General features: G+C 58.3%; 11 protein-coding genes. 4 read left to right on the top strand and 7 right to left on the bottom strand.

Going from position 1 to position 11,286, the window contains the following annotated elements; all coding sequences use genetic code 11:
- The first annotated feature begins 291 nt into the window (after positions 1-291).
- Positions 292-639, top strand: coding sequence for a helix-turn-helix domain-containing protein (locus N5J71_RS16270; RefSeq protein ID WP_033982519.1), 348 nt, complete (start codon positions 292-294; stop codon positions 637-639).
- Positions 640-948: 309 nt separating this feature from the next.
- Here the strand turns inward: N5J71_RS16270 and N5J71_RS16265 are convergent, their stop codons facing one another.
- The 7 genes from N5J71_RS16265 to N5J71_RS16235 form a co-directional block, all read right to left on the bottom strand.
- Positions 949-1,878 carry a recombination directionality factor gene (locus N5J71_RS16265; RefSeq protein ID WP_033982522.1) on the bottom strand — a complete coding sequence of 310 codons (930 nt, stop codon included), beginning with the start codon at positions 1,876-1,878 and terminating at the stop codon, positions 949-951.
- 94 nt (positions 1,879-1,972) lie between these two features.
- Complete coding sequence (locus tag N5J71_RS16260; RefSeq protein ID WP_279917230.1) at positions 1,973-2,977, bottom strand: YqaJ viral recombinase family nuclease; 1,005 nt, start codon at positions 2,975-2,977, stop codon at positions 1,973-1,975.
- Positions 2,978-3,052: 75 nt separating this feature from the next.
- On the bottom strand, positions 3,053-4,021 hold the full coding sequence (locus N5J71_RS16255; RefSeq protein WP_044719494.1) for a DUF932 domain-containing protein: 969 nt from the start codon (positions 4,019-4,021) through the stop codon (positions 3,053-3,055).
- A 102-nt stretch (positions 4,022-4,123) separates the two neighbouring features.
- The gene (locus N5J71_RS16250; RefSeq protein WP_031692728.1) at positions 4,124-4,453 is read right to left on the bottom strand and encodes a hypothetical protein; all 330 of its coding nucleotides are present in this window, start codon (positions 4,451-4,453) and stop codon (positions 4,124-4,126) included.
- Positions 4,454-4,570: 117 nt separating this feature from the next.
- Positions 4,571-5,401: a hypothetical protein gene (locus N5J71_RS16245; RefSeq protein ID WP_279917229.1), complete on the bottom strand. Its 831-nt coding sequence runs from the start codon at positions 5,399-5,401 to the stop codon at positions 4,571-4,573.
- Entirely contained in the window at positions 5,371-5,535 is a 165-nt protein-coding gene (locus tag N5J71_RS16240) for a hypothetical protein (protein WP_162836284.1), read from the bottom strand. The genes N5J71_RS16245 and N5J71_RS16240 overlap by 31 nt, the downstream gene beginning before the upstream one ends.
- A gap of 64 nt (positions 5,536-5,599) precedes the next feature.
- Complete coding sequence (locus tag N5J71_RS16235) at positions 5,600-6,592, bottom strand: helix-turn-helix transcriptional regulator (protein WP_279917228.1); 993 nt, start codon at positions 6,590-6,592, stop codon at positions 5,600-5,602.
- Between the two features lie 83 nt (positions 6,593-6,675).
- Between N5J71_RS16235 and N5J71_RS16230 the strand changes: the two genes are divergently transcribed.
- The 3 genes from N5J71_RS16230 (at position 6,676) to N5J71_RS16220 (ending at position 11,224) form a co-directional block, all read left to right on the top strand.
- Positions 6,676-7,554, top strand: a complete 879-nt coding sequence (locus N5J71_RS16230) for a tetratricopeptide repeat protein (RefSeq protein WP_073660349.1) — start codon at positions 6,676-6,678, stop codon at positions 7,552-7,554.
- A gap of 74 nt (positions 7,555-7,628) precedes the next feature.
- On the top strand, positions 7,629-8,996 hold the full coding sequence (locus N5J71_RS16225; RefSeq protein ID WP_279917227.1) for a hypothetical protein: 1,368 nt from the start codon (positions 7,629-7,631) through the stop codon (positions 8,994-8,996).
- Positions 8,997-9,118: 122 nt separating this feature from the next.
- On the top strand, positions 9,119-11,224 hold the full coding sequence (locus N5J71_RS16220; RefSeq protein WP_279917226.1) for an NERD domain-containing protein: 2,106 nt from the start codon (positions 9,119-9,121) through the stop codon (positions 11,222-11,224).
- Positions 11,225-11,286 lie beyond the last annotated feature (62 nt).

Genomic DNA, 11,286 nt, shown 5'->3' with positions numbered 1-11,286 from the left:
GACGGTGTATTGCTCGTTGATTTTCATTCGACCGTTCTTGACGGTATCGATGGCTTCGTTGCAGCCAGCCAGCGCCAGGGGCAGAAGCGGCGCGAGAATGATCGTTCGCAGGTTCATGTGATCCTCGAATGCTTTGAAAATGAAAGGGAAGGTTTGAAGCGGGCTGCATCCTGCAGGGGGATTCCTGAGTGTTTAGGTTGTCTATGGACTTTAAAGGTTGAAGTTCAACTTTTTGAGTCCTTCATGTCAATAAGTGGTTAGCCAACCATCCAGGTCGAGATGGGAGGCGACATGTCCGAGATTGATCAGAAGCACCTGGCCGAAGCTGTAGGTCGAGCGATTGCCAAGCAGCGTGTCCGCGTCGGTATGACGCAAGAGCATGTGGCGGAGCGGCTTGGCATTGGCAGCGAGGCGATTTCCCGCATTGAGCGGGGTATCGTCATCCCCAACATTTCTCGGTTGCTGGAGTTCGCCGCCATCTTCGAGTGCGAGGCCGCGGACCTGCTGACAGAAGCAAGCCCGCGAACCGACGATCAGGCGCAACGGATCAGTCGTATGCTGGCTACGGTCTCACCGGAGGATCGCCAGTTGATCCTGGGGCTGGTCGAGCAGTTGGCGGATCGCCTGGCTGAGGCGTAAGGGTTTCGCTAGGCTGCTGGTCGAAACGTGCACCACAGCGCAGGCAAAGGCACTCGAATTCCCCGAAGTGAAAACGCTGAACGTCCTGGGCGAATTCCCAGCTCTGGGCGCATCCAGAGGTTGCGCTTTCTACTGCGCGCGTAAGCCGTTCGAGCACTATCTGAAACATATCGCCGATACTGTGGTTTTGGTGCGTGTTGCTCTGCACGCGCGTCTCCGAGCAGCCCTCCAAGAAGCCGCCTAGCGTTCCCAGCAGTAGAGAGACGGCTTGCGCCTGCGTCTTGGTGACCACGAGCGTCGATTCGCAAATCAGGCATCGTGTTTCCATGAAGAACCTCCTGAGACTGAGGGCCTCGCTTCGCTGCTGAGCGATTCCAGCTTGGCGGCCAGGGCTGTGCGCTGTGTGGTTGAAGGCTCGCTGGTGGTGGGCGCTGGCTCGGTGAGCGGGAAGAACTCATCGACAATCGCGCCGCTGTCCTCTTCGTTGTCTTCGAAGGCGCCATTGCCCAGCCCTTGCTGCGCGGCGCTATCGAGCGCGCGCTGGTCGAAGCCGGCTGCTTGGCGAGCCTCATCCAATTGCTTGGCGGCCAGCAGGTTCTCCTCCACGCTCATGCCGCTACGCAGCGTGATGTCCACGTAGAAAATGGGCGTTCCATGGCTTTGCCGGGTGGATTTGCCGCGTAGGCGCAGCTCCAATGCCAAGCAGGCCAGGCGATTGCCTGAGATTGCCTGGAAGTATTTGAGGCGTGCTGCGAGGGTGCGGATGCTGTTGAAACCAGTGGTGCGGAACACAAAGCTGCCTAGCGGATCATCGTCGCCAATAACGACATTGAGTCGGCCGTACGGCTTGCAGGCGCCCCCTTTGGCCAGTGGGCAGGCATCGGGCGAGGGACACGGCAGTGTCTGGATTCCGTCCTGATCAATGCGCTTGCAGGTTTCCCCATTGCCCACACAAACCGGGCGTCCGGTTTGCCGATCGAACAGGGTGTAGTCGGCGCGGAAGTTGAGCTCGGGTTCGTTGAACATCAGACGGATCGGGATGCTGCGCAGTTTGTCTTCTTTGCCTTGGCGCAGTTGGTCGTTGAGTGGATGCAGTAACCAGCCATCCTTGCCTTGCACCTGGGAGGTGATGGTGAATTGATCGTCTTTCTCCGGCAGACGTTTGCCGTTTCTCTCGACGACTTTGCCGATTGAGATGCGCCCAATCACTGGGGGCGTTAGAGCCAGACCTTTCAACATGGGTGTTCTCCTGGAAACGAAAAAAAGGCCAGCCATGCAGCGCGAACTGCATGAACTGGCCAAGGGGGGAGGGAACGGATGAAAACAGCCGGATTCAGCCGACCAAGAAGCGCCGCGCGCCGGGTTTCAGCAGCGCGTACTTGGCCTGCAAGTAAGGTTTGTCCTTGAGTAGCTGAGTGACATCCAAGCCAATGCTGTCTTTGGCCTTGCGCCAACTGACGTAACCGCTGGCGAACTCAGCCCGGCTGGCGTCACCCATGGCTTGCTGCAACATCTGCTTGAGCTCGGCTTCTCGCTTCTCCTTGTCGGCAATCGACTGGCGAACGGCTTTCAGCTCGATGAAGGCTGCAGTCAGTCCGGCATGGCAGCTGAAGTCGATGACCTGGCCGTTGTCTTCCGGGTAGAGGCAACGTAGGGCCATTTCAGCGGATGCCGAGCCATCGGCCGGTGGCGGTGTGTCCGTTTCCACGTACTGCCAGAACCTGCGTTCCAGCTCGACGAGCCGCGCGATCATCTGCTCGTCCCGCTCGATTCGGTGAATCTCCAGCGTCTGACCGCCGAGCAGTACAGCCACATCTGCGGCCTGCTTGCCGGTGACGGCGAGCTGGTGCATGACCTGCAGTTGCACATACTCGGGCACGCCTTCTTTCCAGAGGCGTGCCCCGTTTATGCCAGCGGTCTTGCATTCGAGGATCTGCACATCGTCAGCGCCGATCACCTCACGGTCGATGTTGGCCAACATCCAGGACATTTCCGGATCCGGATGCTGGAGCACGGCGTTGATGCGCCGCACGCGGTTCTTTGTGCGCTTGCTGTAGTGCCAGGCCACGATAGGCTCGAGTACGTTGCCCCAGTAGGCCGGGCTTTCCTCGTCATGCGGATCGGTTTTCGGCAGTTTGGTGTCGCGGCCGGTTTTCTCCAGCCACAGTTCCAGCTGCGATTTGTAGGGATTGAGGCCGACCGCAGCTGCCGCATCCGAACTGCCGATACCTTGCTTACGGATTTGCAGCCAGTCCTCGCGCGGCAGCTCCTTGGTGCTGACCAGGCGCAGGGCAGGGCGTTTCTTGCGGGTGCTGCTGTTCAGTGACGTTGCTTTCATGTTGCTCACCTGCAGACATAAAAACGCCCGGCCAGCACTGGGCTGACCGGGCGCGAGGGTTGATTTGATAGAGGCTTAGGCAGCGAGCTGCAGCGCAGCGTCCAGGGCGCGCTGCTTGATCTGCGCGCCCCGGCCGAACCAGGCCGAGTCCATGCGGTACTCGTTACTGCGTGCGCGGCGCTCGTGGTCGACGAACTCAGTCACGGCGTTAAGCAGGCCCCAGGCAGTGCCGCGTGCCGAGTCCAGCTGGCTGCCGCGACCACGACCTTCATATAGCTCCTGCACTTTGCGCAGAGCGCGCTCGTTCGGCAGTTGTTCCGGCAGCGCACCGGTCGGGCTGGTCTCGCACATGACGTTCATGAAGAAGCCCAGTGCCTCATGCCATTGCACCTTACGCTCGGCCAGCGCGTGCATGCGGTACATGAAGTCGTCCCATTGCGAGACGGCGATACCGAGTTGCTTCTTCACCGCCTGGGGATCGAAGCGGGTGTTGTGCGGGACCTTGATCGCGCGACTGGTGCCGTCCAGGGCGATGGTCAGCGTGTTGTTGCATACCACCCGCACGGTAGTTGGCGTGGCGGTGGTAGCCAGGGTGCCATCGCAGGAGGTGGCTAGCAGTAAGTAGCCGTTTACCTGATCGTTACCCTTGAGTGCAGCGCCTTGCCCGGTACGCGCCAGCGCCCAGAACTTGCGGCCGCCTTTGAGTACGCCAGCGGTTTCCAGCTCATAGCCGGAGACCTCGGTCAGATCCCTGTAGAACTCCAGCACTTCGCGGGGTTGCACGGTGTGGTAGCGCTTGGAGACCACCGACAGCGGCGCCTTGGTATCCGAACGGAACAATACCTTCTGCTCGGGGAACGAATGGATGGTGCCCAGATGGCCGATGGCATCCGATTTGAAGTGCACGGGGCTTTCAAGGATCTGCCAGTCCATACCGGCTTCGCGCTGCCAGACTTCCAGGGGCTGCTTTTGCGTGAGTTGATTACCCAGGCCGTGCCACGGGGTGGCTCCGACGTAGGCCATTTGCTCGATGAGGTGAGCCATAAAGATCTCCTTGCCAGAGTAACTGGCTATCGCCCGACACTCGAATGCCGGGTGGGTGGGAATCGGATTGAATGAAGGCGCGTGGCGCGCCTTGTAGGAGGGCTACTGGTCGAGGGAAAAGACGTGGCCGCAGGCATGGCACTCGAAGTTATCGAGCACGCGGGCATCGATTTCTTCACCCATGCGTGCACCGGCGAGGCTGCCGACGGCGCCACCAGCCAAGCCGCCCAGGATGGCACCAGCCAGGCCACCCAAGGCCGCCCCGATGGGGCCCGCGACCGCGCCCAGAGCCGCACCGCTTTGTGCTCCGGCGGCAGCGCTCGCCGCGCCGGTCGCGGCTCCACCTACAGCGCCGGCTGCACCACCGATTTTGCGGGCATGGTTGCGTGCTGTGACGCGAGCAGAGTTACAGGAAGGGCAGTTAATCGACATCGTTCAGGCTCCTGAGAAGGGAAGGGCTGAAGAGGGCAATACGCACCCGTCTTCCCTTAAATGATTCAGGTCTGAAATTTCGTTATATCTGATCGCTGCAGTCAGTAGCGGGGCCCGTCACTGCGGAGAAAACATCAGCAGTTTCATTTTGCACCCTTCATGCAGATCCGTGAGATGAAGCACTGGGGCGATTTCACACCCCAGTACTTCCGCCAGACTGTCGACTATCTGTGCGTACTCGCCGAGCGTAAGCGTTGGCGTGCCTTCAGCGACTAGCAGTGCCTCCTGTGCTCGATCTGACTGGTTAAGTCGCACGCGGTTTCGTAAATGCTGCAATGCTTGAAGGGCGGATTTCGCTTGCGCTGAGACGTACCTGCCGATCAGTTGTTGCGGACTCCAGGTGGCATAACTGGTCCAGTCCAACCCAAGTAAATTTGGGTTGTCCCGGGCAGCGTAAAGGGTATGCCAGAAGTCGAACATGTCTTGCTCTTTCGTCCACTGATAGACGCGAATGCCGGCGGGCATCGCTGAAGGAGCTGGTCGGAGGTAATGTACATGGATGATGTCGGCCAGCCCCTTCAGGCGCTGTAGATTGGCTGGCGAGTCCCTGTGGCTGCATAGCCAATGAAGCTCGTGGAATCGCTGCGTTGGCCAGGTGGCATCCGGAGCGATTGCGTGGAAGTTGTGGCGCGATTGCCTCTGCTTGGGGAGTTCGTGGGAGCTGCTACCTCTCTCACGGAATTCCTTGCATGCCCGAAGTGCCTCCTCCTCAGTAGCGGCGAGCAAGGCAATTTCGTAGCAGCCCTCTTGAGTCGGGGGCGACGACTGCTGCGCAACGAGTGGCACGGCGACCTGCGGGTCATCACCGATGCCCAGCAGGTAAAACAGGTAGTCCCGAGGCCGCATGATGGGAACAGTTACCGGACTTGCACCGGAGCGTTGATGCATTTGTATCCAGGGTACTGAGCTTCTGCTGTTACCCGTGCCATGGCCGAGTTCACCGCTTGGACGGTGATCGTGAAATTGGCCCGCGGCCCCGCATTCGCCACGACACGTTGTAAAAAGGCGGAGTAGGTTTTCATCAGCAAGTCTCCATTTTTAAGGTGGAGACATGATGCTGCCGAAGGGCGACGTCCTGTGTCGCAATCACTCGCCGGCGTAAAGAGCCGCCATGCGCTTAGCCGACGCTGCGATTTGCGCACGCAGGGCGGTGGGCTCGAGAACTTCCAGATGCTCACCCTGGCTTAGTAGCCACAGGTCCAAACCCTGGCTGAGGTGGATGCTGCCGCTCATAAGCCACCAGTCCGTCGTTTCCGGTTCCAGAGTCTGGTCTTCAGTGAGTGGGTTCTCCTGCAGGCGCTCGCTCAAGGTGTGGCTGACGCGGAGTCGGATTTGGACAGGATGATCCGTTCTCAGACCCACCAGGCTGCGCATTGCGGGGACTGAATTGATGTCGTAGTCCTCTGGCGCAGCGATATCCTCGAACATCGTGCGTGCGGTTCTGAAACGATGCAGGGGCAGCGCAGCAATACTGCCTTGAGGCAACCCCTTGAAGACGCACGAGAGATAGATGTTCGAATCTTGATAGGACAGCCCCAGCGGTTTTAGTTGGAGCAGCTTGGGCTCGTCGGCGCCACGCTTCTGGTAGAGCGCTTCGATTGACATGCCGTCCAAAAGCGCTTGCTGAATGAGGTCCAGCACCTCTTGTTTGACCACGCTGGGCTGCAGGGTAATGAAGCGCGTGTTGCTGGTGATCTTATTGGAAACATCCTGACTGGGCCGGTTGCCTTTGAGCAGGGAAACAGCGTAATCACGAAGCGGGGCCAGTCGTTCGACTTGCGCAGCCATCCCAAAACGCGTGGCGTGATCCATGATCATGGTCAGGTTCATGGCATCGGTGGGAAGCATCGACAATCGGGAAAGGGACTTTTCCGCCCACCACAGCGTCGAGCGTCCGTCTTTTCTGCTGTGTACATGAGGGTATTTTTCCTTCAGATCGCTCAGGTCCCGCTGGATCGTCCTCAGGTCGACATTCAGACCTTGTCGAGCTACGCGCTCGCGAATGGCTGTACTGCCCAACGCGTTTTCCTTGCCGGGAAGAATTCCCAGAATCAGGTCCTGGCGAAATAGCTGATCCACGTTTGCATCCTTGTGCTCAACACGACATGAGATGTCGCAAGACTCACGGAAAATAGCCCTGCGATTAACGATAGGGCTGCAGCATGAGCAAATCGGTCTGTGTGTTCAATCTGCTGGAGCGATTGCTCCCGATGCCTGAGCAAGTTGTGGTTGTCGAGCCGGGTGAAATGCAGCGTCTCTACAGCGGGGTTGGGATTCCATCCTTGCGCACCGCGGAGCTGGCAGGGCAGGCCAGGTTTGCCAATCTGCATGAAGTCAAAGCGGCTAATCCACTGCTGGGATTGGTTGACCTGATCGAGATTCATCAAACATACGCTTGCCTGAGGGCTGCGGCCGTTGATGGCGACCCCAATGCAATGAATGATTTGGGCTGGTTATGGCTCAATGGAACGCGCTTGGCATCTGACCCGATATTGGCCAGGCGGCTGTTCAAGCTAGCTGCTGTCGAGGGCAGCGGCGAAGCGTTTTTCAACCTGGCTGAGCAGGCTTACTACGGCAAGGGGATGGTCACGAATCCTGCTCTTGCCATCGACTACTACGAGCAAGCATTCGAGCATGGTGCTCCAGGTGCTGCGCTGGCGCTGGGAGCAATCTACGAAGAGGGTGACGAAGGTGTCATGGTCGACCATGGCAGGGCCATGCTCTGGTACAAGCGGGCGGTCGAAGAGGGGGATGTGCTGGCAGGTTTTTATCGTGGACGGCTGGCACTGAATGAATCATCGACAGAGCACGACATGGCCTCCGGGGTTTACTGGTTGCAATGGTCCGCAATGCTCGGTGAGCGGTGCGCGAGCGAAGCGCTTGTTGAACTCTACAGTTCTCCGTTCAATTCACCACCTGATCCCGAGCGTCGGCTGTACCGCTTCTGGCGTGATTTTGCTATCGACCAAGGGAGTAGCACAGCGATCGCGATGAGGGATGCGGATGAGGTTTCTAGCTTGCGCCTTGCTGAGGACAATTGACTTATTCCCAGCCTCAGACTTTGATCTGGCGCAGCAACCAGGTTGGTTCAAGATTATTCTCAAGGACGTCACGAATGGAAAAGAGCACCTACCTACAGACTCCCGCCGTAGCGAATTTCGTCAAATGGATGAGTGAGAACCTCGATGGTGATACCTTCGCGCATCAGTACACGAACCGTCGTTCGGGATGTGTCTGGCGCTGCGACAGCCTTTATGACGCTTATGCCCAGTATCACTGGCCGCACCCAGGCAATCAGCGTCTCGGAGAGCCGACTGGCACCACTTTCGAATCCAGCGCAGCCACTCTTCAGGCGCTCAGTCAGGATCTTCGGAGCGCAATGGGATCCCAGGGAAGCGCTCACTCGGTTGTAACTGCTGCCGTCGACGTCATGACATGGGGTGGCGTACGTGCTGGCAATGTACGTTGGCTGCATGCGTACCAAGCCAATCTACCTCAGGTTCTATCCAGCACCAGGCAAGCCTTGGATGCAGGAAGCACTGATCATCCTCTGCTAGTTGCCAAAGATCTCCGGTTCAATGCCGGGATGACCAAGGTCTATTCACTCATCTGCGACCGCTTCGTTATTTATGACAGCCGTGTTGCTGCGGCGTTGGGTTGGGCCGTTGTGAAGTTTTGCCAGGCCGCAGAGCTATCGGAGGTGCCACAAGAGCTTCGTTTCCCGTGGGCTCCTGCAAAGAGCGCAGCTAATGACCCGTCCCCTAAACGGCGTAACCCAGGCCAGTCAGAATTTTTCTTTCCGAGGTTAAAGTCAGGGGCTAACCATGCTGCCTGGAATCTGAAGGCCAGTTGGCTGCTCAGTGACGTGCTGGACCAGGCTGCGGCGCAGAACAGTCGATTCAATCAGATTGAGTGTTTTGATACTCGTCTACGGGCGCTCGAGGCGGCGCTTTTCATGATTGGGTATGACCTGGATGCTACTCAGGCAGACGCATCCGCGGCGATTCCCGAGCAGGTCATGGACCCCGCCCGAGAAGATGAGGCCGATAGTTTTTGGAACGACTGTCAGACGCTAAGCAAGGGGAATCCCTTTCGCTACAAACTGACGGACAGTGGCATTGCTATCGAGGGTGGTCCGACCTTTACGTTGGCGGACATCTCTTCAACCTTGATGCAGCTCTGGACTGACTTTGGCTCGAGTGCGTTCCCCCTTGCAAACAGCGCTACCGATGTTCGTGATGGCACTGCCCCAAAAGGCATGGGGGTAGCCTACTTTCAGGCGACCGGGGCCAATCCGCCCAATACCAGTAAGCTCGCTGCTGTCTTGGAGGAGCTGGGGGCGATTGTTCCTACAGCGGGATATTCTGCTCGATCGCTGAGCTGGACACTCGATTTGCGCCGGCTTGGGCTCGATCAGGGCGCGCGTACGATCGATATCGATTCTTTCTGGGCTGAGGTGCAACGTGCTGAGCAGGAAGGCTGAGTTTTTGCACGTTAGGCATTGCACGGGCTCATCGGCTGCTGGTCAGGTGGCTCTAGCCTCCGCTGCTATTGCCTCGGGGAGTGCTAGTGGGGCCTAACTTGCGGTGCAGGGACTACTACCAGATGCAGTTCGCAGAGTATGCGCGCTACCTGGCATGCGGCGTTGCGCTTGATGAGTGTCTGCATGACTTTCTCGATCAACGACCAAGCGGAAAGTACACCCAGAGGCATCGCGCCTCTGGGCTGGCTGGCGCCGATTTCTGGTGGCAGCCCGCAAATGTAGAGGGAGCTGCTCTGGCCAGTCTGGCGCTTGCACGTGTACTGCATTTTGATGACGTGATCAGTACTGAGCTGTTGGATCACCTGGCAGTTCACCACCCTGATCAGCTGCGCTGGGCCATTCGCTACTCCAAGCTTTTCACGCGCAGAGATTCGCCTCTCTGGGTTCATCTGCAGAGCAGCTGCACTTGCGATGAGTGGCAGACGTTCTTTGGGGTTTGCGAGCGCCTGCTGCTGCAGCTGGAACCCTTTGAAGCCGTGATCAAGAGTGCTGAGCGACAACTGCAGTCTCTGACGCTTTTGGAGCTGCTTTCCTATCTCAGCGTATTGGCCTATACCCGTCTCGGGGATGCTGGTGACGATCCTGCGGGCATGGATTGGGTTGCTTACGAGCGGATCATCCTGCGCAAGCTGAAGACTTGCAGCGAGTCTGACTTTCGGCTTTCTACGGATGTGCTTGGCCGTTCGTTGAGACAACATTTGTCGCCAATGCTGTTTCCGCAGCCTGGGGAGGGCGCTGAGTGCGTTCAGAACCTGGAAGCGCTCGGCGTGATGATCGATGCAACGCGCGAGCTCATTGACTATGAGCGCTCCATCGACTGGTTTTGCTTCGATAGTGAATGCGATTACCAGCTTCAGCCTGGGCAATCAGTCATTTTCAACAAAACAGACGGGGGTACCCTGCGCTGGCAGCGTACTGAGCGAAAAAGCCAGCTGCTATGGTGCTACTGGATGTGCCGCGCGGTCGATGTCTTTGCGGCTTCTGAGCTGGCGGGGCAGGTCATCGGTAGTGCTGAAAACCATGAGGCCAACCAGCTCGCGTACATCAAAGCGATTCGCAGCCAGCTCTACCTGCAGGTAGTTTTTGGGCTCGGCGAAAGTATCAGGCTCAACAATGGGGCAGAGGTCACGCTGCATCACGCCATGCTTGCCAGTGAGCTGACTAATGCCTTTTTCGAGCAGGCCTATCTGCAACCTTATCGGCGATACCTGGCTGACTCCGGTGATCCCATAGCGGCACTGGGGCGTTTGGCTTTTGAGGGGCTGCTGCAGGGAGAGAATCGCTTTCCCATGACCTGGTCGGAGTTGCCGGAGAAAGTGGCGCGGATCCGTGCGTGGACGGTCAGTGATGAGCATCCCATGGGGGATCCTGAGGCCGCCAAAGCCATTCTGCAGTTTTGGACCAGTGATCTTCAGGCGCTGTCCGAGCAGATCAAGCAAGCGCCTAATCAACCGACGCCAAGGCTATACGAGCGGCCGTTCTACAAAATCGGCCGCTTCAGCTTTCAGTTTCCTTGGGTTGCGGGAAGACAGAACAGCCTCACGGCCGCGGTAAACAATTTGCGTCGCGTAGATCCGCGCAGACCTGAGCTTCGCTCCGAAACAGAACGTGTCGAACACGAACTGGCTGCGTCTCTTCGGCAGCGAGGTTTCCGGGTGGTGGTGGGCTACCAGCCGCCTCGCATGGATGAGGGCGATGTAGGAGAGATTGATGTGCTGGCGTGCCTCGAAGGCGTGTTGCTATTGCTCGAGGTCAAGTCAGGTTTTATCCGTTCCAACGGTCACGAAGTCTGGCTCCACCGCACGAATACGTTACGCAAGGCTGCCAGGCAGCTGAAGCGTAAAAGCCCTGCGGTGCTCCCAGCATTGCTGGCGGACTCTGACTTGCGTGACGCGCTGGGGCTGGCGATTTCCGATCCGTCGCCGGCCTTGCACACCTGGGTTGTAGACACCTCGATTGAGCTGGATGGGGAGGTTGTTGATGGCGCTCTGGTTGTATCCCGAGAAGTCCTGGAAGTCGCGCTACGTGATGAGCAGCATTACCTGAGGGCTTTCGATCAGGACGCGGAGGAAGAGGAGGCGATCGCCACACTTTATCCGGACGGATTCAGCGTTCAGGCGTTTATCCGAGTGATCGAGCGAAGCGAGGTTTGGCGGGGCTTACTTTAAGCGGCGTCTACCTGGCGTAGGCCTTGGCAACCGGACTTGTCCTAGGCACTGACGGCAGCATT

Origin of the sequence: Ectopseudomonas oleovorans (assembly GCF_029845265.1) — a bacterium.
Taxonomy (GTDB): Bacteria; Pseudomonadota; Gammaproteobacteria; order Pseudomonadales; family Pseudomonadaceae; genus Aquipseudomonas; species Aquipseudomonas oleovorans.
This window is presented reverse-complemented; position numbering and strand designations above follow the sequence as displayed.

Excerpts from the sequence above, each read along its gene's own strand:
- N5J71_RS16270 (WP_033982519.1), top strand. The coding sequence starts at position 292 with ATGTCCGAGATTGATCAGAAGCACCTGGCCGAAGCTGTAGGTCGAGCG.
- N5J71_RS16265 (WP_033982522.1), bottom strand. The coding sequence starts at position 1,878 with ATGTTGAAAGGTCTGGCTCTAACGCCCCCAGTGATTGGGCGCATCTCA.
- N5J71_RS16260 (WP_279917230.1), bottom strand. The coding sequence starts at position 2,977 with ATGAAAGCAACGTCACTGAACAGCAGCACCCGCAAGAAACGCCCTGCC.
- N5J71_RS16255 (WP_044719494.1), bottom strand. The coding sequence starts at position 4,021 with ATGGCTCACCTCATCGAGCAAATGGCCTACGTCGGAGCCACCCCGTGG.
- N5J71_RS16250 (WP_031692728.1), bottom strand. The coding sequence starts at position 4,453 with ATGTCGATTAACTGCCCTTCCTGTAACTCTGCTCGCGTCACAGCACGC.
- N5J71_RS16245 (WP_279917229.1), bottom strand. The coding sequence starts at position 5,401 with ATGCATCAACGCTCCGGTGCAAGTCCGGTAACTGTTCCCATCATGCGG.
- N5J71_RS16240 (WP_162836284.1), bottom strand. The coding sequence starts at position 5,535 with ATGAAAACCTACTCCGCCTTTTTACAACGTGTCGTGGCGAATGCGGGG.
- N5J71_RS16230 (WP_073660349.1), top strand. The coding sequence starts at position 6,676 with ATGAGCAAATCGGTCTGTGTGTTCAATCTGCTGGAGCGATTGCTCCCG.
- N5J71_RS16225 (WP_279917227.1), top strand. The coding sequence starts at position 7,629 with ATGGAAAAGAGCACCTACCTACAGACTCCCGCCGTAGCGAATTTCGTC.
- N5J71_RS16220 (WP_279917226.1), top strand. The coding sequence starts at position 9,119 with ATGCAGTTCGCAGAGTATGCGCGCTACCTGGCATGCGGCGTTGCGCTT.